General features: G+C 66.4%; 17 protein-coding genes, 1 tRNA gene, 1 other RNA gene and 1 pseudogene. 13 read left to right on the forward strand and 7 right to left on the reverse strand.

Annotated elements, in window-relative coordinates:
* Positions 1–547 (reverse strand): annotated as a pseudogene (locus AC5RWU_RS20400) (pyruvate dehydrogenase (acetyl-transferring), homodimeric type); the annotation flags it as partial.
* A 370-nt stretch (positions 548–917) separates the two neighbouring features.
* Here AC5RWU_RS20400 and AC5RWU_RS20405 point away from each other — a divergent pair.
* The 6 genes from AC5RWU_RS20405 (at position 918) to AC5RWU_RS20430 (ending at position 6,072) form a co-directional block, all read left to right on the forward strand.
* On the forward strand, positions 918–1,337 hold the full coding sequence (locus AC5RWU_RS20405; protein WP_494032742.1) for a DUF3052 domain-containing protein: 420 nt from the start codon (positions 918–920) through the stop codon (positions 1,335–1,337).
* Positions 1,338–1,351: 14 nt separating this feature from the next.
* A complete protein-coding gene (locus AC5RWU_RS20410) occupies positions 1,352–1,816 on the forward strand; it encodes a peroxiredoxin (protein WP_494032743.1) in 465 nt (154 codons plus the stop codon).
* Positions 1,816–2,748, forward strand: a complete 933-nt coding sequence (locus tag AC5RWU_RS20415) for an NAD-dependent protein deacetylase (RefSeq protein WP_494032744.1) — start codon at positions 1,816–1,818, stop codon at positions 2,746–2,748. Before AC5RWU_RS20410 ends, AC5RWU_RS20415 begins: the two co-directional genes overlap by 1 nt.
* An 85-nt stretch (positions 2,749–2,833) precedes the next feature.
* Positions 2,834–2,909: transfer RNA gene (locus tag AC5RWU_RS20420), tRNA-Val, on the forward strand.
* A gap of 103 nt (positions 2,910–3,012) precedes the next feature.
* Entirely contained in the window at positions 3,013–5,412 is a 2,400-nt protein-coding gene (locus AC5RWU_RS20425) for a Tex family protein (protein WP_494032745.1), read from the forward strand.
* 138 nt (positions 5,413–5,550) lie between these two features.
* Positions 5,551–6,072 (forward strand): gluconokinase, encoded by a 522-nt coding sequence (locus tag AC5RWU_RS20430; RefSeq protein ID WP_494032746.1) that lies wholly within the window; start codon positions 5,551–5,553, stop codon positions 6,070–6,072.
* A 42-nt stretch (positions 6,073–6,114) separates the two neighbouring features.
* Here the strand turns inward: AC5RWU_RS20430 and AC5RWU_RS20435 are convergent, their stop codons facing one another.
* Positions 6,115–6,840 carry a FadR/GntR family transcriptional regulator gene (locus tag AC5RWU_RS20435; RefSeq protein WP_494032747.1) on the reverse strand — a complete coding sequence of 242 codons (726 nt, stop codon included), beginning with the start codon at positions 6,838–6,840 and terminating at the stop codon, positions 6,115–6,117.
* A 181-nt stretch (positions 6,841–7,021) separates the two neighbouring features.
* Here AC5RWU_RS20435 and gnd point away from each other — a divergent pair, with 181 nt between their 5' ends.
* Positions 7,022–8,458 carry an NADP-dependent phosphogluconate dehydrogenase gene (gnd, locus tag AC5RWU_RS20440; RefSeq protein ID WP_494032748.1) on the forward strand — a complete coding sequence of 479 codons (1,437 nt, stop codon included), beginning with the start codon at positions 7,022–7,024 and terminating at the stop codon, positions 8,456–8,458.
* Between the two features lie 142 nt (positions 8,459–8,600).
* Here the strand turns inward: gnd and epsC are convergent, their stop codons facing one another.
* The 3 genes from epsC to msrA all read right to left on the reverse strand — a co-directional run bounded on the left by epsC (position 8,601) and on the right by msrA (position 10,840).
* Positions 8,601–9,185, reverse strand: coding sequence for a serine O-acetyltransferase EpsC (epsC, locus tag AC5RWU_RS20445; protein WP_494032749.1), 585 nt, complete (start codon positions 9,183–9,185; stop codon positions 8,601–8,603).
* 59 nt (positions 9,186–9,244) lie between these two features.
* Entirely contained in the window at positions 9,245–10,180 is a 936-nt protein-coding gene (gene cysK / locus AC5RWU_RS20450; protein ID WP_494032750.1) for a cysteine synthase A, read from the reverse strand.
* A 135-nt stretch (positions 10,181–10,315) separates the two neighbouring features.
* Entirely contained in the window at positions 10,316–10,840 is a 525-nt protein-coding gene (gene msrA / locus AC5RWU_RS20455) for a peptide-methionine (S)-S-oxide reductase MsrA (RefSeq protein ID WP_494032751.1), read from the reverse strand.
* A gap of 99 nt (positions 10,841–10,939) precedes the next feature.
* Between msrA and AC5RWU_RS20460 the strand changes: the two genes are divergently transcribed.
* The 3 genes from AC5RWU_RS20460 (at position 10,940) to AC5RWU_RS20470 (ending at position 13,710) form a co-directional block, all read left to right on the forward strand.
* Positions 10,940–11,884, forward strand: coding sequence for a Nif3-like dinuclear metal center hexameric protein (locus AC5RWU_RS20460; protein ID WP_494032752.1), 945 nt, complete (start codon positions 10,940–10,942; stop codon positions 11,882–11,884).
* 86 nt (positions 11,885–11,970) lie between these two features.
* Complete coding sequence (locus tag AC5RWU_RS20465) at positions 11,971–12,711, forward strand: zinc ribbon domain-containing protein (RefSeq protein ID WP_494032753.1); 741 nt, start codon at positions 11,971–11,973, stop codon at positions 12,709–12,711.
* A 3-nt stretch (positions 12,712–12,714) separates the two neighbouring features.
* Entirely contained in the window at positions 12,715–13,710 is a 996-nt protein-coding gene (locus AC5RWU_RS20470) for a reverse transcriptase-like protein (protein WP_494032754.1), read from the forward strand.
* On the opposite strand, the gene AC5RWU_RS20475 is transcribed toward AC5RWU_RS20470, so the two are convergent.
* On the reverse strand, positions 13,694–14,458 hold the full coding sequence (locus AC5RWU_RS20475; protein WP_494032755.1) for a YaaA family protein: 765 nt from the start codon (positions 14,456–14,458) through the stop codon (positions 13,694–13,696). The genes AC5RWU_RS20470 and AC5RWU_RS20475 overlap by 17 nt on opposite strands.
* 79 nt (positions 14,459–14,537) lie before the next feature.
* Between AC5RWU_RS20475 and rnpB the strand changes: the two genes are divergently transcribed.
* Together rnpB and AC5RWU_RS20485 are read left to right on the forward strand one after the other, a co-directional pair.
* Positions 14,538–14,917: RNase P RNA component class A (gene rnpB, locus AC5RWU_RS20480), an RNA gene on the forward strand.
* Between the two features lie 48 nt (positions 14,918–14,965).
* The gene (locus AC5RWU_RS20485) at positions 14,966–15,154 is read left to right on the forward strand and encodes a hypothetical protein (protein WP_494032756.1); all 189 of its coding nucleotides are present in this window, start codon (positions 14,966–14,968) and stop codon (positions 15,152–15,154) included.
* A gap of 82 nt (positions 15,155–15,236) precedes the next feature.
* Here the strand turns inward: AC5RWU_RS20485 and AC5RWU_RS20490 are convergent, their stop codons facing one another.
* Complete coding sequence (locus AC5RWU_RS20490) at positions 15,237–15,809, reverse strand: peptide deformylase (protein ID WP_494032757.1); 573 nt, start codon at positions 15,807–15,809, stop codon at positions 15,237–15,239.
* Positions 15,810–16,002: 193 nt separating this feature from the next.
* Between AC5RWU_RS20490 and AC5RWU_RS20495 the strand changes: the two genes are divergently transcribed.
* Entirely contained in the window at positions 16,003–21,273 is a 5,271-nt protein-coding gene (locus tag AC5RWU_RS20495; RefSeq protein ID WP_494037179.1) for a peroxidase family protein, read from the forward strand.
* Positions 21,274–21,347 lie beyond the last annotated feature (74 nt).

Consider the following 21,347-nt stretch of genomic DNA (forward strand, 5'->3'; position numbering starts at 1 on the left):
TGGACTTCTCCTGCCGGAAACCGTCCAGGTCCTCCTCGCTCAGCCGCCCCTCAAGGTAGGCACGGGCGTACATGCCCGGAGACGCGTGGCCCTGGAAATAGATATGGTCGCCGCCGCCGGGGTGGTCCTTGCCCCGGAAGAAATGGTTCAGTCCGACTTCGTACAGCGTTGCGGCGCCCGCGTAGGTGGAGATATGCCCGCCCACCCCGATTCCCGGCCGCTGCGACCGGTGAACCATGATGGCGGCGTTCCAGCGCAGCCAGGCACGGTACCGGCGCTCGGTTTCCTCGTCGCCGGGGAACTCAGGTTCCTGGTCGGCCGGGATCGTGTTGACGTAGTCCGTGGTCGTGACCATCGGAACGCCCACGCTTTGCGCACCGGCGCGCTGCAGCAGGGAACGCATGATGAACTGCGCCCGCTCCGTGCCCTGTTCCTTGATCAGCTGGTCAAGGGATTCGATCCATTCCGCTGTTTCTTCCGGATCACGATCGGACAGCTGGTTTGTCAACCCACTCAAGATGTGAGTGGTGTCTTCTGATGCGGCCACGTCCAACCTCTCTGTATGCGATGAAGTGGTCTACATACCCCGATATTGATTTATCAGGAGTTCGCGCGGTTTCGGCAGTACCTGATGACGGTATGCGGAACCTTCATCTTGACACTCTAGTCCTGCCAGGAGCCTGATGCGTAGTCGGTTTCTGCACCGCTGAATGTTACGGCAGCGGCCCCGCCGCCGGTCCGCAGGGCAGGCCCGCGCATCCGATTTCGGTCTTGAATTCGCTGCTCGCTTGATGCCGGGACATTAAGGGTGTTGTCTTGGAGTAGCGCGAATCACCGGATTTGTCGTCAAATATTCGTAGTTAATGATGAGCATGGCGCCGCCAAGGGCTGCCGGCACTGCATACAGGAGGAGTGAAGTGGGCGAGGCCGAAGCCGCTACGGCACAGACCGTGGCGAGCAAGTTGGGTTTCAAGAACGGGGATCTGATCCAGGAATTCGGCTACGACGATGACGTCGATTTCGATTTCCGGGACGATCTTGAAGACCAGATCGGCTCCGAGCTGCTCACCGAAGACGACCATGACGTCGTCGACGGAGTGATCCTGTGGTGGCGCAGCGACGATGGCGACCTGGTCGATGCCCTGGTGGATTCACTGACGACGCTGGACGAGGGCGGAGTCGTCTGGGTACTGACGCCCAAGTCCGGCCGCGAAGGCTATGTTCCGCCCGCGGAGATCCAGGAAGCCGCACCTACGGCGGGGCTGCACTCCACGTCTTCCGCGGGTGTTTCCGAGGACTGGGCCGCTACCCGCCTCGTCGCCCGGCGCAAGAAGTAGCAGGCCGCCTGGGCATGGCCGATCCTGCCGCGGGCCGGTTGGCACCGGATTTCGAACTGTCGAACCAGTTCGGTGAATCTGTCCGTCTTTCCTGCCTGCGCGGCACCCCGGTGGTGCTGGTGTTCTACCCCTTTGCGTTTTCCCGGGTCTGCACAGGGGAACTGCGCAGCCTGCAGGAGAATCTGGACGCTTTTGCCGGCTGGGATGCGCGCCTGCTGGCCGTGTCCGTGGACCACAAGTACACGTTGCGCGCCTTCGCCGATGCGGAAGGCTATGCGTTCGATCTGCTGGCGGATTTCTGGCCCCACGGTGCTGCCGCACGCAGCTATGGCGTCCTCAATGAGGACCGCGGCATGGCCGAACGGGCCACCTTCATCATCGACGCCGACGGCGTCCTGCGCGACGTTATCCGCACTCCGCTTGGCGAAGCGCGGGATATTTCCGGCTACTTCGCTGCCCTCGACCGGCTGGCCGCCTGATGGCAGTGATCCGCCCGGCGGGCATTGGCATGACGGGGTTCGCCGGGTCGGCGCCTGCCGGCCCGCCCGGGCCCCTGGCCGGGGAGGACGCGGCCGGACTGGACGATGTCCTCGGCCTGCTCGCCGGCCGCCGGTTCGCAGTCCTGACCGGAGCCGGGATCAGTACGGATTCGGGCATCCCGGATTACCGCGGCCCGGACGCCATCCCGCGCAATCCCATGACCTACCAGCAGTTCGTCGGAGATGAGCGACTGCGGCGGCACTACTGGGCCCGCAACCATCTCGGCTGGACCCACCTGCGCCGGGCCGATCCGAACGCCGGCCATTTCGCCGTCGCACGGTTGGAAAAGGAACGGCTGACCACCGGCCTGATCACGCAGAATGTGGACCGCCTGCACCAAACAGCGGGGAGCGAACATGTGATCGACCTGCACGGACGGTACGACCGCGTCATCTGCCTGCAATGCGGCACTCTCCTTCCGCGGTCGGAGCTGGCCGTGCTGATGGAGCGGCTGAATCCGGGTTTCGCCGAACTGCATGGGGACGCCGGGGATATCGCTCCCGATGCCGATGCCGAGGTGGAGGACACGTCGGGCTTCGTCATTCCGGAATGCCCGGTCTGCGGCGGCATGCTCAAGCCCGACTTCGTGTTCTTCGGTGAGAACGTCCCCCGCCGCCGCGTGGTCGCAGCTTATGCGATGGTCGATGCTGCCCAGGCGTTGCTGGTTGCCGGCTCCTCCCTGACGGTGATGAGCGGGCTGCGCTTTGTCCGGCACGCGGCCAAGGCAGGCAAGCCCGTGGTCATCATCAACCGCGGCGGAACCCGCGGCGACGACAACGCCACAGTGAAACTGCACATGGGTGTTTCGGAGGCGCTGACCCAGCTGGCTGAACGTCTGGCGGATGCGCCGCCTCTGCCGCCGGGCCGCTAAGCGTTCAGCGATTGGTGTCCGCCGCCGGGCATCGTGTAGAGTAGATCCTCGTGACGAGGAGGATGTCGCCTCCCGGCACCCCTTTGGGTCTTTAGCTCAGCTGGTAGAGCGCCACGTTTACACCGTGGATGTCATCGGTTCGATCCCGGTAGGACCCACCACCGCACCGCCGGCTGGCCGCAAGGCCGCCGGCGGTTTTTGCTTGCCGGCGGTTGCAGCTGGCCGTGCCGGACATCGGCCGGCGGCATAGGGCAAAATGGCTGGGTGACTGAGAACGAAAACACCATTGCCGCCAGGATCCACGAACAGCTTGCCGCCGAACTGGGCGTGGCGGGCTGGCAGGTGCGGGCCGCCGTCGAACTCCTGGACGGCGGTGCGACGGTGCCGTTCATCGCGCGCTACCGCAAGGAAGCCACCGGAACCCTTGACGACGCGCAGCTGCGCGAACTTGAGGAGCGCCTGCGCTACCTGCGGGAACTGGAGGACCGCCGCCGCTCCGTGCTGGAGGCGATCGAAGGCCAGGGGAAGCTGACCGAGGAGCTGAAGGCGGCCGTCGAGGCGGCGGACACGAAGGCCCGGCTGGAGGACATCTACCTGCCGTACAAGTCCAAGCGGCGCACCAAAGCACAGATCGCCCGCGAAGCGGGCCTCGAGCCGCTGGCTGATGCGCTCCTGCAGGATCCGTCCCTGGTGCCGGAGCGCGAAGCCGGACGGTTCCTGAACGCCGACCTCGGCGTCGAGGATACGACGGCGGCACTCGCCGGAGCGCGGGCCATCCTGATGGAGCGGGTCAGCCAGGACGTGGACCTGGTCACCGAGCTGCGCGAGCGGCTGTGGACCACGGGGCTGATGCGGTCCACCGTGCGCAAGGGCAAGGAAGCCGAAGGGCAAAAGTTCGCCGATTACTTCGAATTCGCACAGTCGCCGGCCGGCCTGCCGTCTCACCGCGTGCTGGCCCTGCTGCGCGGTGAAAAGGAAGGCGTCCTTGAACTGAACCTCGTCGAGGCCGATCCGGCGGATGAGGCGTCCTACCGGGACGCGCGGGCACGGTACGAGAATGCCGTGGCTGCGACGCTGGGTGTGGCGGAGCGCGGACGGCCGGCAGACAGCTGGCTGAAACAGACGGCCCAGCTGGCTTGGCGCACGCGCATCCTGACCCGGCTGGCGATCGACCTGCGAACGCGTCTGTTCTTTGACGCCGAGGATGAGGCGGTGCGTATCTTCGCCGCGAACCTGCGCGATGTCCTGCTGGCAGCACCCGCGGGCAACCGCGCGACCATGGGCCTTGACCCGGGACTGCGCACGGGCGTGAAAGTGGCCGTGGTGGACGGCACCGGCAAGGTCGTCGCGACGGACACGGTCTATCCGCATGCGCCGGCGAAGAAGTGGGATGAAGCGCTGGCGGCGCTGGCCGGCCTGGCCCGGGCACACGGCGTCGAACTGATCGCGGTCGGCAACGGGACCGCATCGCGGGAAACCGACAAGCTCGCAGCGGAGCTGATCCGGAACCTGCCCGGAGAGAAGATGCGCAAGCTCGTCGTCTCCGAGGCGGGAGCCTCCGTGTATTCGGCATCGGCACTGGCCTCGGCCGAACTGCCCGGGCTGGATGTCTCCCTGCGCGGGGCCGTGTCCATCGCCCGCCGGCTGCAGGATCCGCTGGCGGAACTGGTGAAGATCGACCCGAAGTCCATCGGCGTCGGACAGTACCAGCACGACATCACCGCGGCGAAGCTGGAACGGTCCCTGGACGCCGTCGTCGAGGACTGCGTCAATGCCGTGGGCGTGGACGTCAACACCGCGTCGCCGGCGCTGCTGAGCCGGGTGGCCGGCGTCGGAAGCCTGCTGAGCGAGAATATCGTGGCGCACCGCAACGAACACGGCCCGTTCACCAGGCGCAGCGACCTGAAAAAGGTGGCGCGGTTGGGGCCCAAGGCCTTCGAGCAGTGCGCGGGCTTCCTGCGCATCAGCGGCGGCGCCGAACCGCTGGATGCTTCCAGCGTCCATCCGGAGGCCTACGGTGTCGCCCGGAAGATCCTGGCCGCCGCAGGCGCGGATATGGCGTCCGTATCCCGGGGATCCCGATCGCTGGCTGCGCTGGAGCCCGCACAGTTCGTCGATGACACTTTCGGCCTGCCGACGGTCAAGGACATCATGGCGGAGCTGGAGAAGCCCGGCCGGGATCCGCGGCCGGAATTCACCACCGCATCGTTTTCGGAAGGCGTGGAGAAGATCGCCGACCTCAAACCGGGCATGATCCTTGAAGGCGCGGTCACCAATGTCGCGGCATTTGGTGCCTTCGTTGACGTGGGCGTGCACCAGGACGGACTCGTGCACATTTCCTCTATGTCGAACCGGTTTATCTCCGATCCGCGCGAAATCGTCAAGTCCGGTGACATCGTGAAGGTCAAGGTGCTGGAGGCGGATCCGGACCGCAAGCGCATTTCGCTGACGCTGCGCCTGGATGACGAGGCGCCTGCGCCTGCCGCGGCCGGCGGCCGCCCCGGAGGGAAGTCCGACGACGGCCGGCGCGGCGGCGGTGACCGCCGGTCCGGCGGTACCTCAGGCAGCAACGGCGGGGGCCGGCGTCGTCAGCAGCAGCGGACCGAGGCGCCGGCCAACGGTGCCATGGCAGAGGCCCTCCGGCGGGCTGGCCTGGCGAAATAGCGCGGCCGGATCCTGGGCGGCGGATGGCTTTGACAGCATCCGCCGCCTGGTTCTACTCTCGTATAAATCATATTTATGGCTTCTTCGGCCAGCTTTTACGTCAGAACCTGCGCCGGCACCCGGCACGATGGAGTGATCATGAACAGCCCCCAGCTACCGCCGATGATCGTCATGGGCGTTTCCGGATCCGGCAAGACCACGATAGGTACGCTGCTCGGCGAGGCAATCGGCGTCCCGTTCGTCGACGGCGATGACCTGCATCCGGTGGCGAACAAGGAGAAGATGCGGGCCGGGCACCCGCTCAACGACGACGACCGGCGGCCCTGGCTGCACGTGATCGGCGAGTACATCGCGGAGCGTGCAGCAGTGGGGGAGACCGCCATTGTTGCCTGCTCCGCCCTGAAGAAGTCGTACCGCGACCTGCTGCGGGTGCATGCCCCGAACCTGGTCTTCATCCATCTGGCGGGGGACAAGGCGACGATTGCCGGCCGCCTGGAGCAGCGCAGGCACGAATACATGCCGCCCACCCTGCTTGATTCGCAGCTGGACACACTGGAGCCGCTGCAGCCCGGCGAAGCGGCCGTCATCGTGGATGTGACCAGGACGCCCGAGGAGATGGTCGAGCAGGTGCTGGCAGAGCTGCGGAACCGGGTGCACTAGCCCGGGGTGCGGGGCCTGGCGTGGCCGGCCTGCCGTACTGGCCTAGCCTGCCTGCCGCGGGAACAGGCGGGGCTGGCCCGCCCACATACCCTGCAGTTCGGCGACCGTGCGCCGCATGATCTCCGCCATGGCGCTGCGGGCGCCATCCGCATCGCCATTCTGGATCGACTCGGCGACGGACAGGTGCAGCTGCAGGGCGTCCTCGTGCGGTTGGTCGGGCATGAGGCCAAGATCGGTGCGGCCGCGCAGGATTTCGGCGATGGCTTCGTCGAGTTTGCCGTACATTTCGTTGCCGGAGCTGGCCAGCACCAGCGTGTGGAACAGGATGTCCAATTCCAGGAAACTTTCCAAGTCGCCGGCCCGGCCCACGACCAGCATCCGCGCGGCGATATCCGCCAGCTCCGCCCGCAGCGTTTCCGGGGCATGATCGGCGGCCAGGGCCGCAGCCATGGGTTCGACGGCGGTACGCAGCTCCGTCAGGGAGCGCAGCTGGGCGCCGCGGCCGCTGCCCGCCAGCCGCCAGCGGATGACCTGGGGATCGAAGGGATTCCATTCAGTGGGCGGAAGGACCCGGATGCCGACCCGCTTGGTGGTGGCCACCATGCCCAGCGACTGCAGCACGCGGACCGCCTCGCGGACCACAGAACGTGATACCCCCAGGTCCTTTTCCAGCTGCTCGGCGAGCATGATGTGGCCGGCCGGCAGGAGGCCATTGACGATCCGGCTGCCCAGATGGTTGACGGCACGCTGGTGGAGGCTGTTGGGCATGGCACCAGCGTACCCGTCCTTGGGGATCACAGCCAGATTAAGTATGATTACATCCATCTTGTGGGCCGTTCTGGCGGGACTCCTCAGTGCCGCAATAGGCTGGGTTCCACAATGTGCGGTGCGTGCTGCGCCGCGGCTGACCGTCCGGGGAAACCCGGTACCCACGTACAACGGAGAAGACATGTCCGCACAAATCGGTGTAACTGGCCTGGCCGTCATGGGCGCCAATCTGGCCCGCAACCTGGCCCGCAACGGCTATACGGTGGCCCTGCACAATCGGTCGGTAGAGAAGACGGATGCCCTGCTGGCCAAGCACGGGGACGAAGGCGACTTCGTCCGGACCGAGACCCTCCAGGAGCTGGTCGATTCACTTGAAAAGCCCCGCCGGGTGCTGATCATGGTCAAGGCCGGCAAGCCGGTGGATTCCGTCATCGAGCAGCTGGAACCGCTGCTGGAGCCGGGCGACATCATCATCGACGCCGGTAATTCCCACTACGAGGACACCCGGCGCCGCGAGGCCGCCCTGGCCGCCAAGGACCTGCACTTTGTCGGTGTCGGCGTTTCCGGGGGCGAGGAGGGTGCGCTGAACGGCCCGTCCATCATGCCCGGCGGTTCCCGCGAATCCTATGACTCGCTCGGCCCGATGCTGGAGAAGATTGCCGCCAAGTACGACGGCGAAGCCTGCTGCACCTGGGTCGGCACCGACGGTGCGGGCCACTTCGTCAAGATGGTTCACAACGGGATCGAGTACGCCGACATGCAGGTGATCGGCGAGGCCTACGACTTGCTGCGCAGCGGCGCCGGGATCGAGCCGGCCGAGCAGGCCGGGATCTTCACCGAATGGAACAAGGGCCAGCTGTCCTCGTTCCTGATCGAAATCACCGCTGAGGTCCTGGGCCACGTGGATTCCCGGACCGGCAAGCCGTTCGTCGACGTGGTCGTCGATTCCGCCGGCCAGAAGGGCACCGGCCGGTGGACCGTGGTCTCGGCGCTGGAGCTGGGCTCGCCCACCTCGGGCATCGCCGAATCCGTCTTCGCCCGCGGCCTGTCCTCGCAGAAGGAACAGCGCGTGCTGGGCCAGGACATCCTGGCCGGCCACGAGCAGGACGTGCAGGTGCCGGAAACCTTCGTCGAGGACGTCCGCCAGGCCCTCTACGCCTCGAAGCTGGTCAGCTATGCGCAGGGCCTGGACATGCTCACCAGCGCAGCGAAGGAATACGGCTGGGACCTGAAGCTGGACAAGATCGCTTCGCTGTGGCGGGCCGGCTGCATCATCCGCGCCGAACTGCTGGACGACATCATGAAGGCCTACGCCGCCGAGGAGAAGCCGGCGAACCTGCTGTTCGCCCCGGCCTTCGCCGCGTCGATTGCCGAAGCGCTTCCGGCCTGGCGCCGCGTGGTGGCGACCGCCGTTCAGCTGGGCATCCCGGTGCCGGTCTTCTCCTCCTCGCTGGCCTACTACGACGGCCTTCGCCGCAAGCGCCTCCCGGCTGCCCTGACCCAGGGCCTGCGCGACCTCTTCGGTGCCCACACCTATAACCGCGTGGACGCAGAGGGTACCTTCCACACGCTGTGGGGCGAAGACCGGTCCGAGGTCGAAGCAGTCGACACCCACTAAAACCAGCTGAGGCCACCACCGCCTCTCACCAAAAACCGCCGAAACCTCAGTTGTTGCTGGATTCCGCAGGGAATACCGGCAACAACTGAGGTTTCGGCGGTGGAGGCAGGTTTATGTGGTGCTAGATGTACTTTATGTGGTGCTAGATGTACATGGCCGGATCGATGTATTCGGCCGGGTCGACCGCGGGCTGGGTCTCCTTGGCATCCCGGTGACGCCACTGCGCCGGGATGCCGGTCACGATGGACTCCGCCGGGGCATCCTTGACGACGACAGCGTTGGCTCCGATGGCGCTGTCGGCGCCGATGGTGATCGGCCCGAGGACCTTCGCGCCGGCGCCGATCGTGACCCGGTCACCGATCGTGGGATGCCGCTTGACCTTCGCCAGGGACCGCCCGCCCAGGGTGACGCCATGGTAGATCATGACGTCGTCGCCGATTTCCGCCGTTTCGCCGATGACCACGCCCATGCCGTGGTCGATGAAGAAGCGGCGGCCGATCGTGGCGCCCGGGTGGATTTCGATTCCGGTAGCGAACCGCGCCAGCTGGGACAGCAGGCGGGCCGGGAAGCGGAGCCCCGGCTTGGCCCACAGCCTGTGCGTGAGCCGGTGCATCCAGATGGCATGCAGCCCCGAATAGGCGAAGAAGTTTTCTACAGAGCCGCGGGCCGCCGGGTCATGGGACCGGGCCGCCTCAAGGTCTTCACGCAGGCGCGCTAGGAAGGTCACGGGAGCTTTCTGGTCGGAACGGAACTGGCCGCGTCCTTTGTGCGCAGCCAATGGCTATCTTAGCCGCGGATATCGTCGTAGAGCACAGTGGAAATGTAGCGTTCACCGAAGTCCGGAACGACGGCGACGATCAGCTTGCCGGCGTTGTCCGGGCGTTTTGCCAGTTCCAGGGCACCCCAGACTGCGGCGCCGGAGGAGATACCGCCGAGGATGCCTTCGCGCATGCCCAGGGCACGGGCGACGGCGACGGAATCCTCGAGGGATGCGTCCAGGACCTCGTCGTAGACGGTCGTGTCCAGGACCTCTGGAACGAAGTTGGCTCCGAGTCCCTGGATTTTGTGCGGGCCGGGGCTTCCGCCGTTCAGGATGGGGGAGTCCTTGGGCTCGACGGCCACAACCTGCAGTCCGGGCTTGCGCTCCTTGAGCAGCTGGCCGGCACCGGTGATCGTGCCGCCGGTGCCGATGCCGCCGACGAAGATATCGACCTTACCGTCGGTGTCCTCCCAGATTTCCTCGCCCGTGGTGCTGCGGTGGATGGCAGGGTTGGCGACATTGGCGAACTGCTGGGCCCAGATGGAGTTGTCCGTCGTCGCAACGATTTCCTTGGCCTTCTCCACGGCACCGCGCATTCCTTCGGAGCCAGGGGTCAGCACGATCTGGGCGCCGAAGGCGCGCAGCATGACGCGCCGCTCGGTGGACATGGTCTCGGGCATGGTCAGGATGACCTTGTAGCCTCGGGCGGCGCCCACCATGGCCAGCGCGATGCCGGTGTTGCCGCTGGTGCCCTCGACGATCGTCCCGCCGGGACGCAGTTGGCCGGATTTCTCGGCGGCATCGACGATGGCGACGCCGATGCGGTCCTTGACGCTGTTGGCAGGGTTGTAGAACTCCAGCTTCACGGCGACCGTTGCGTCGAGTCCTTCCGTCAGCCGGTTGAGCCGGACCAGAGGAGTGCGACCCACAAGCCGCGTGACGTCGTCGTAAATTGCTGCCATGAATTCCTGCCTTATGCGAGAAGTGCCTGGACTATAGTCGGGATGGATCCGGCCGGCCTGCGGAACGTGACACGGTCACGGACCCAGCGGATGCGCGGACCCGTATCAACCCTAGTCACCGGTGTTGCCGCCGGGTTAAGAAGTGAGCCATTCAGCGTAATATTTGCGTGCCTTGGCCAGCTTCGGATTGATGATCACCTGGCAGTAGCCCTGCTCCGGATGCCTGGCATAGAAATTCTGGTGGTATTCCTCCGCCTCATGGAACTGAGGCAGCTGGACCACCTCGGTCACGATCGGATCGGACCAGTTTTCCTGTGCCCGTGCGATCGCCTGCTCGAACAGGACCTTCTGCGCGTCGTCGCTGTAGAACATGGAGGAGCGGTACTGGGTGCCGACGTCGTAGCCCTGGCGGTTGAGTGTGGTCGGGTCGTGGGAGACGAAGAAGAGCCCTAGGACCACCTCCGGCGCAATGACGGACTCGTCGAAGGTGACGGCCACGACTTCGGCATGTCCGCTGATGCCGGAGCAAACGGTCTCGTAGTCCGGATTCGGCAGGAAGCCGCCGGTGTAGCCGGATACCACCGAGGTGACTCCCTTGGTTTTCTGGTACACCGCGTCCAGACACCAGAAACATCCTCCGCCAAGCACAAAAGTCTGCATGCCCTTAATAATGTCCTGCCCGCCCCGAATGATTCCCGGATGTGTTGCAGCTCACGTCGTTATTGGGTGGCTGGCCGGACGCAGGGTAGAACTGTTGCTATGGATTCTGAGCACGAAGGACAGGCCCGCACCCTTGCGGCGGGCGGTTCCCCACAGACGGCGGGCCGCTCCCAGCCGGGCGGCTTCCAGACGGACGGCCGGGACCGGCATCCGACGGTCGGCGACGTCATGGCTGCGGTGGAGGAACTGTGGCCGGTTTCCCTGGCGGAGGGCTGGGACGCCGTCGGCCACGTCGTCGGCCGGACGCAGGCCACGGTGCGGCGCATCCTGTTCGCCGTCGACCCCACTGGTGACGTCGTCGATGAGGCCATCGGCTGGGGCGCGGATCTGCTGGTGACGCACCATCCGCTGCTGCTGCGGCCGGTGAACTCGGTCGCCGCATCCCACTTCAAAGGCGAGATGGTGCACCGGCTGATCGAGGGCGGCTGCGCCCTGCTGACCGTCCACACCAACGGGGACAGCGCGGTCGGCGGCGTGTCGGATGTGCTCGCCGACGCCTTCGGCCTGCGGAACGTTGAGCCGCTGGCACGGGCAGCCAACGGGTTGCCGGAAGAGGGGATCGGCCGGGTGGGTGAGCTGGCGGAGCTCACCAGTCTGGCCGACTTCGCCGAGTTGGTGTTCAGCTGCCTTCCTGCGGTCGCCGGCGGCGTCAAGGTCGCGGGGGACCCGCATGCGCTGGTGCGCCGGGTCGCTGTCTGCGGCGGTGCCGGGGACAGCCTCTTTGACGCGGTCAGGGCCAGCCAGGCCGATGTCTATGTGACGGCCGACCTTCGGCATCATCCGGCGTCGGAGGCCCGTGAGGGCGCAGTCAACGGGCGCCCCTACCTGATCGACGTCTCCCATTTCGGCAGCGAGTGGCTGTGGCTGAATCCAGCCGCGGCGGCGCTTCAGAATGTCCTGGCGGATCACGGCTTCGAGGCGCAGATCCGGGTCAGTTCGGTCAACACCGACCCGTGGGACTTCATCCTCACTCCAGGGGCGTAGCGGCACCGGTGCCTGCGTTGCGCGCCGGACGCGTAATGTAGGAACAGACTAAAACCGCAGGGGTTGGACGAAGCTGGAGGAACCTGGTGGCTAAAGCATCATCGGCGGAGCAACTACGCCTACTCGAACTGCAGGCCCTGGACGCCAGGCTGAACCACCTCAGGAACCGCACCCGGGACATCAGCAACAACGCGGACATTGCCGCGCTGGGCGAGAAGCTGGCCGCCGCGAACAGCGACCTTGCCGCGGCCGCCACCGCCGTCGAGGGCGCCGAACGGGACCTGGAGCGGGCCGAAAGCGATGTGCAGACGGTCGCGGCCCGGATAGAACGGGACCAGAAGCGGCTGGACAGCGGCAGCGGCACGTCCAAGGACCTGATGGCCCTGCAGAGCGAGCTGGCGTCACTGAACAAGCGCCGTTCCGACCTGGAGGACACGGAGCTCGAAGTCATGGAGCGGCTGGATGAGCTCAAGGCGCGGCTGGCCTCCCAGCAGACGGCCACCGACGCCGTCATGGACGAGCTGTCCGCCATGGAGGAGAAGCGCGATGCCGAACTGGCCGCCATCGACGAGGAACGCAATGCGGTCCTGCACCAGCGCGCGGAACTGGCGGCAACCTTCGAGCCGGCCCTGTTGGCCGTTTACGAGAAAACCCTGGCGCACCGGGGCGTCGGCGCCGCCCGGCTCTTCCACGGCCGGTCGGAGGGCTCGGGCATGCAGCTTAGCCCCGGGGACCTTGCCGACATCCGGAAGGCGGCCGAGGACGACATCGTCTTTTGCCCGGATTCGGGGTGCATCCTGGTCCGTTCAGCGGAGTGGGGCAACTGAGCCGTGGCAGTTTCCGAATTCGGTGCCGGCACCGAGGCCGGCGCGCTTTTCAGCCTGGCCAACCCATCCACCCCGTCCCGGAGCCCGCAGCGCCGCATCCTGGTGGTGGAGGCCGACGGCGGCTCCCGCGGCAATCCCGGACATGCCGGCTATGGGGCGCTGGTCCGTGATCCGGACACCGGCGCCATCCTGGCGGAAAAGGCCGAGTACCTGGGCAAAGTCTCCAACAATGTGGCCGAATACTCCGGCCTGATCGCCGGCCTTGGCCTGGCCGATGAGCTGGATCCCGACTGCTGGATCCTGGCCCGGATGGACTCCAAGCTGGTCGTCGAACAGATGAGCGGCCGCTGGAAGATCAAGCACGAAGCGATGCGCGCCCTCGCCTCGAAGGCCCGCACCATCGTCAACCCGCGCCGCGTCAAGTACGAGTGGATCCCGCGCGAGCAGAACAAGGACGCGGACCGGCTCTCCAACGAGGCGATGGACGCGGGAGAGAAGGGCATCGACTGGCAGCCCCGCAACCTGCCGCTGGAGCAGTCCGGGCAACAGCCCGGGGAGCCGGCCGCGGCGCCGGAATCCGCAACGGCGGAACCGGCTGTTCCGACCGGCCGGCTCCATCACCTCGAACTGTGGGTCGAGGACTTCGCCCAGGCCGAATCATCGCTGGGCTGGCTGCTCGAACGCGTTGGCTACCTCCGCAAGGACACCTGGGGGTCCGGTGCAAGCTGGCACGGTGCCGACGGCTATATAGTGATCGAATCCGGAACGGACGTGGACCGCGTACCGCATAGCCGTCGTCGTCCGGGCCTGAACCATCTGGCCTTCCGGGCCGGTTCCCGGGCGGAGGTTGACCTGCTGGTCCGGAGGGCGGCCAGCCACGGCTGGAAACTGCTCTTTGCCGACCAGCACCCCTACGCCGGGGGTGCGGACCACTATGCGGCGTACCTGGAGAACGACGCGGGCTTCGAGGTGGAATTGGTCGCTATCCCGGCAGAATGACGTTGAGCTGATGAGGCTTGCGGCCGGCCTGCGGTACAAGCTCGGCCGGCCAGGCGTCCTGTACGGCTTTCAGCAGCTGCTGCGGCGTCGCCGGCGCCTTGCCCCGCCTGGTGAGCAGGTGCCGGGCGAGCTCACCGCGCGTGTGCTTGGCGAAATGCGAGACGACGGTCCGCTTGCCCCCGCTTTCCTGGAACACGTTCACCGCCACCGTCTGCCCGGGCGCAGGCGTCCAGGCGGCCGCATAGGTGCTGGAACGGCAGTCGACGATGAGTTCGCCTTCGGCCCGGACCCGCAGCGCCTCGGCAAGCTTCGGCTTCCAGTAGCTTGCGAGTTTGCCCAGGCCCGGCAGCCCGACGGACATCGAGAGCCGGTAGGCGGGGATCCGGTCGCGGAATCCGATGGCGCCCCACAGCGCGGAAATCACCAGCACCGCCTCGTCGGCCTTCCGCCGCTGTGTCGGCGTCATCGTCCGGTAGCCCAGTGCATCGTAGAGCACGCCGCTGTAGATCCGGTGGGCCGGTGCTGCCGGCTCGGCTTCCAGCCGGGTATTACGTTCGACTTCGGCAGCCAGCGAAGTGCCCACGCCCAGGATGGCGAGCGCGTCCTCGTGCGCGCTGACCTTGGCAAGACTGCTGCGGACCTCGCGGCGGGCGTCCGCCAGTTCCGGGAACGCCAGTGCGGCCAGCTCCATGGGGGCCCCTGCGGGAGCCGGGGTCTTGCCTTCGGAGGGGGGAAGCAGAATCAGCACCCTACGATGGTACCGGCGCGGATGCTGGTCGGGTGCACCGGCAGTGGCGGGTCTCAGGGGCGGGTATCCTTGATGAGGATGGGTTGGCCGGGCGATCGCGTTGGGTACCTTGAACAAGGTCCCCGCCGAGGAAAGTCCGGGCTCCACAGAGCAGAGTGGTGGGTAACGCCCACTCGGGGAAACCCGCAGGCCAGTGCCACAGAAAGCAGACCGCCAGCCATGAGCTGGTAAGGGTGAAACGGCGGTGTAAGAGACCACCAGTTCCCCGGGTGACCGGGGAAGCTAGGTAAACCCCACTTGGAGCAAGGCCAGACAGGGTGCATTCGAGGGCTGCTCGCCCGAGTGCCCGGGTAGGCCGCTTGAGGCCGCCGGCAACGGCGGTCCTAGATGGATGATCGCCACTCCGCCGAGGGTAACTTCGGCGGATGACAGAACCCGGCTCACAGGCCAACCCATCCTTCCTCACGGACTATGGCCTATGCCGGTGAACTTTGGCATCATGCAGTCATGACTGAGTATGCCGAGTATCCAGCGCTTTCCTGGGCGGAGCGGAACTACAAAGAGGCCATGCGTCAGTACGAGCATGCCAAGGTGGACCACCAAAAGGGTGAAATCTCCGATGCCCGCCTGGACCAGTTGGCCAGGTTGCGGGACGTGGCCGCCGAAGAACTGCAGCGCGTCAAGAAGGAATACTGACGCGTCGGACCAGGGGCCGGGTTGCCGCAGGCAGCCCGGCCCCTGGTCCGACGCGGGGGAACGTCCGGGGAAACGTGGGCCGTCAGTGGCCGAACGGATCCGGGTCCACGCCCGGCATCCAGGTCAGGCCCGGCACGCCCCAGCCGTTGGCCTTGACGGCCTTCCGTGCTTTTTTGGCGTAGCGGGTATTGAGGCGGTCAATGTAGAGCTTGCCGTCCAGGTGGTCGTATTCGTGCTGCATGCAGCGGGCAAACCATCCGGTGGCCTCGAATTCCAGCGGCTTTCCATCCGCATCGAAACCGGTAACCTTGGCCCAGTCGGCGCGCTTGAGCGGATACGCCTCCCCGGGAACCGACAGGCAGCCCTCCACCTCTTCCTCGGGATCCGGATCGCTGCCGGGAACCTTCGAGGTGACCAGCCGGGGATTGACCACGACGCCGCGGTCCGGCACACCGTCGTCGTTATGCATCCCGTAGACGAAGATTCGCAGGCCGACGCCGATCTGCGGCGCGGCGAGGCCGACGCCGTGCGCCAGGTCCATCGTCTCGAACATATCTGCCACCAGCGCGCGCAGATCGTCATCGAATTGCGCAACTTCGAGGGCGCGGCGGTGCAGGACGGGTTCGCCGGTGACTGTGATGGGGTGGACTGTCATGGGGCCTCTCTGCTGGGTCGTGGAGCGTCAAACAGTCTACCGCCGGCCGCGTCTGCGGTTCTCCCGCAAGGTTTTTCCAATGGGGTTCCTTCATCGTTGAGCGCGTTCCGGTTTGGGGATAGACCGGCGCACTCGCTGAGGGGACAAGAACATGAAATTGGGGAAATCTGCCGGGGGGCCGGCAGCTAATGCCATGGAGTCCGATGCGGATCCGCAGCAGGACCAGGGGACAGGGGACAGCTCTGTCCTAAGCCGGTTGTTCCGCAGGAAGCGGACCGGCCGTGCCGCCGCCGGCCTGACAGCGCTGACGCTCATCGCCGGCATGGGCCTGCCCATGGCCGCCGCGCCGGCGCAGGCAGCGCCGGTCGGCCAGGGCTTCACTGTCACGGCATCGGACCTCGCCTTCATCCTGAAACAGATCAAGATCGCTGAGGCCCACGTCAGGAATACGACGTCGGCAACCGGCCCGTGCGGAGCATTGCTCGGCAACGGGCCTGACCAGGTTCCGGGCCCGTTGGTTTCCTACGGCCTGCGTACCGTCGACGGCTCGTGCAACAACCTGCAGCCGGAGCGGGAGTCCTTCGCCGCTTCCAACCAGGAGTTCCTGCGCCTGACCGAGCCGGAATACCGCTCGGCCGAGAACGGCACCATGATCGGTATTCCGGGACCTACCACCTATGACGGCACCGGAAATGTGGTCGACTCCGAACCGCGCGCCATCAGCAACCTGATCGTCGACCAGACCTCGACCAACCCTGCGGCTGTGTCTGCTGCGCAGTACCCAGTCCGAAGCCAGGGCAATGAAGGCGTTGTACCCTGCGATGCCGAGGGCCAGCCTGAGGGCTGTGTTCCGGCCGGCGAGACGCTGTTCATTCCGAACATCACCACCGACGTCGGGCTCTCCCCGCCCTACAACTCTCTGTTCACGCTCTTTGGACAGTTCTTCGACCACGGCCTGGACCTGGTGGACAAGTCCGGCAGCGCCGTCTTCATGCCGCTCAAGGCGGACGATCCGCTGATCCCGGGGCCGGACGGTGTCCTGGGCACCCCGGATGACCTGCCCCGGCACATGCGCTTCATGGTGCTGACCCGGGCCACCAACCAGCCTGGACCGGACGGTACGCTGGGCACCGCGGACGATGTCCGGGAGGCCACTAACCGGACCGGCCCCCTCGTGGACCAATCACAGACCTACGGCTCGGATCCGTCCCACCATGTGTTCCTGCGTGAGTACGCCAACAATGCCGCCGGCCGGCCGGTTCCCACCGGAGAGCTGCTCGCTTCGGCCGACGACGGCATGGGCACCTGGGCGATGCTCAAGGACCAGGCCGCCACCAAGCTGGGAATGAAGCTGAAGGATCCGGATGTGCTGAGCATCCCGATGCTGGCGGTCGATCCCTACGGCAACTTCATCCCGGGCGCTGAGCGCGGACTGCCGCAGTACGTCACCGCGACCGGTCTGGTTGAAGGTAATACCGCCGCGCCGGTGGCGGTGCCGGACAACGCGCTGCGGGTCAACGAGGCGTTCCTCGACGACATCGCGCACAACGCTGTCCCGACGGAAGGGCTGACCCCGGACACGGATACGGTCATCAACCCGCCCGGGGCACCGGGCACCACCTACGACGACGAAATGCTCAACGCACACTTCGTCGCCGGCGACGGCCGGGTCAATGAGAACATCGGGCTGACGATGATCCACCAGGTGTTCCATTCCGAGCACAACAGGCTGATCGAGGACATCAAGGATACCCTTTCCTCCGATACCTCGAGCAACGGAAGGGCGGCGCTCGCGGAATGGAAATCCGCCGAAGGCGCCGATGGCTGGAACGGCGGCAGGCTCTTCCAGGCGGCACGCTTCATCACCGAAATGGAGTACCAGCATCTGGCGTTCGAGGAGTTTGCCCGCAAGGTCCAGCCCCTCATCGAGCCGTTCTCCGTCTACCACGACGACGTCAACCCCGCCATTACCGCCGAGTTTGCGCACGCCGTCTACCGGTTCGGACACTCCATGCTGACCGATACGGTGTCGCGGACCAACGCGGACGGCAGCTCGAACGATGTTCCGCTGCTGCAGGCCTTCCTCAACCCGCCGGAATATGCGGACGGAGGTTCCGCCGGCCAGCTTTCACCCAGACAGGCCGCCGGGGCGATCGCCATGGGCATGTCGGACCAGGTGGGCAACGAACTGGACGAGTTCGTGACGGATACGCTGCGCAACAATCTGCTGGGCCTGCCGCTGGACCTGGCCTCCATCAATATGGCCCGCGCCCGGGAAACCGGCATACCGTCGCTGAACAACCTGCGCAAGCAGATTTTCGCCGCCACCAATGACGGCCAGCTCAAGCCCTACACGAACTGGATCGATTTCGGCCTGAACCTGAAGCACCCGGAATCCCTGGTGAACTTCGTGGCGGCCTACGGCCGGCATCCGTCGATCGTGGCGGCCACCACCCTGGCGGACAAGCGCGCTGCGGCCACGCTGCTGGTCGATCCGCCCATCGACGCCGAGCCGGGCACCATTCCGGCCGACGCGGATGAGTTCATGGGGAGCACGGGCGCGTGGGCCAACGACGGCGGCAACTCGCGGACCGGCCTGGACCAGATCGATCTGTGGGTGGGCGGACTGGCCGAACGGACCAATCTCTTCGGCGGTCTGCTCGGCTCAACATTCAATTATGTCTTCGAGCAGCAGATGACCGATCTGCAGAACGGCGACCGGTTCTACTACCTGGTCCGGACGCCCGGCATGAACCTGCTGTCCCAGCTCGAGGGCAACTCCTTCGCCGAGATGATCATGCGGAACACGGATGCGCACAGCCTCAAGGCAGACGCGTTCGCCACAGCGGACTGCAAGTTCCAGCTGGGCCGGCTCCAGTTCAACGGGACCACCGTCCAGGATGACCCGCTGTCCGACTGCAATGAGAAGGAACTGCTGATCCGCATGCCGGACGGCACCATCCGCTACCGCACGACCAACTCCATCGATCCGCCGGGCATCAACGGGCAGAGCGTCTACAACGGCACCGCCGAGGCAGACCGGATCTGGGGCGGCGTCGACAATGACACCTTCCTCGGCAACGAGGGCAACGACGTGATCGAAGGCAACGACGGTGCGGACACTGTGCTGGGCGGTGAGGGCAACGACATCATCACGGACTCCGCCGGGGACGATGGCCTCAAGGGGGGACCCGGAAGCGACGCCATGGATGCAGGACCCGGCCTGGACCTGCTCCTCGGCGGAGACGGCAAGGATTTCCTGAACGGCGGCGCCAACACCAACGAAGTATTCGGCGGAGAGGGCGACGACATGATCATCGCCGGCGGCGGCAACGACACGGCGTTCGGTGACGGCGGCGACGACTGGATCCAGGGCGGCGACGGTGCGGACCTGCTCCAGGGCGACAGCGGTGCCCCGTTCTTCGACGATCCGAACCGGCCTGGCCATGACGTCCTCATGGGCCAGAACGGCGACGACGATTACGACGCCGAGGGCGGCGACGACATCATGCTGGCCGATGCCGGCGTCGAACGGAATGCCGGCGCCGCGGGCTTTGACTGGTCCATCCACCAGCTGGATTCGCTGCCGGCCGATGCCGACCTGACCCGGGATCTGCTCGGCGTGCCGCTTCCGGCGGCGGTCCTGCGGGACCGTTATGCGGAGGTCGAGGCACTCTCCGGGGCAGGGCAGGATGACGTCCTGCGCGGCGACAGCGTGGTACCCCGGCTGGTGGAGGGTGCCGGATTCTCCGGACGCAACTGGCTGGATGGCGAGGGTACGGCCCGGATTGCGGGCCTGGCCGAGCTGCTGCCGGCCGGAGCCACCGCCAACGGCGGCGTCTGGGGCGAAGGCAATATCATCCTGGGCGGCGGCGGCAGCGATACACTGGAGGGCCGCGGCGGGGACGACATCCTCGACGGCGACAAGTACCTGCAGGTGCGGCTGAGCGTGCGGACGGATCCCGCGGATCCGGCCACGGAGATCGGCAGCACGGACAGCATGGAGAAGCCGTACCGTTCCGGCAGCGCCACGACGCTGCAGGCGGCGGTGTTCTCCGGCCAGGTCGATCCCGGGAACATCGTGATCGTGCGCGAAATTGTCGACGGCGGTGCCGGCGGCGATCGGGATGTCGCCCTGTTCTCCGATGTCCGGTCCAACTACATCATCACGACGACGCCGGCCGGTGCCGCCCTGGGTTCGCCGGGCAGTGTCACCACGGTGCGCCATGTCACGCCGGTGGATACCGAAGAGGGCGCGGAAGCTCCGGAAGCCGGGGAAGTGACGGGTGACGGCACGGACACCCTGCGCAACATCGAGCAGCTGGTGTTCGCGGATACGCAGCCGCCGGCGCAGCCGACGGCGGTCAACGCCGCGGCCGGCAACGGTTCGGCCCAGGTCGCCTGGACGGCTCCGTCCGGGTCGGCAGTGACCGGCTACTGGGTCAAGGTGCTTGACAGCAGGGGCAGCCAGGTTGGCTTCACCCGCTTCGCCGAGGCTGATGTGACCAGCCTGACGGTCGATGACCTGACCAACGGCAGCTCCTACACCTTCCAGGTCCAGGCCTTCAATGACGCTGGCGCCAGTCAGTTCTCGACGAGCTCGAATGCGGTCACCCCGCAGGCGGTGGTGCCGGAGGCCCCGCCCATCAGGACCGTGACGGCGGGCGCTGTGGGCGAGGCCACCGTGACCTGGACGCCCCCCGGCAACGGCGGCTCCAATATCACCGGCTACGTGGTCCGGGTCGTCGGTCCCGCCGGCACCCAGGTCGGGGAGCTGCGGAACGCGGCCGGCGATGCCACCAGCCTGAAGCTGACCGGACTGCCTGCCAGCAGCCCGCTGCGGTTCCAGGTGGCGGCGGTCAACGCCGTCGGTACCGGACCGTTCTCGGCACTGTCCGCGGAACTGCCGGCAGCCGAAGTACCGTTCACGGATGTGGCACCGACGAACCAGTTCTTCACGGAGATCGCCTGGCTGTCCGAGCAGGGCATCACCACCGGATACGGCGATGGCACGTTCCGTCCGGTCCAGCCGGTGAACCGCGATGCCATGGCGGCCTTCATGTACCGCTTCGCCGGCAAGCCGGAGTTCACTCCGCCAGCCGACTCGCCCTTCTCGGACATCCCCACCGGCAGCCAGTTCTACAAGGAAATTGCCTGGCTGGCGGCCCAGGAGATCTCCACGGGCTATGAAGATGGGACCTTCCGCGGACTGCAGCCGGTGAACCGTGACGCGATGGCAGCGTTCATGTACCGGTTGGCCGGTAAGCCGGAGTTCACGCCGCCGGCGGTCTCGCCCTTCAAGGATGTGACCACGGACAACCAGTTCTACAAGGAAATCGCCTGGCTGGCCGACCGCGGTATCTCCACGGGATACCCGGATGGCACGTTCCGTCCGGTCCAGCCGGTGAACCGTGACGCGATGGCAGCCTTCATGTTCCGGTTCGACCGCCTCGGCACGCCGTAGCGGCCGGCACGCCAGAGCCGGAGCCGTAGCGACCGGCAACAGCACGGTGGCCCCGATCCCTGAGGGATCGGGGC

The organism is Arthrobacter sp. B0427-1-12, from assembly GCF_059092905.1.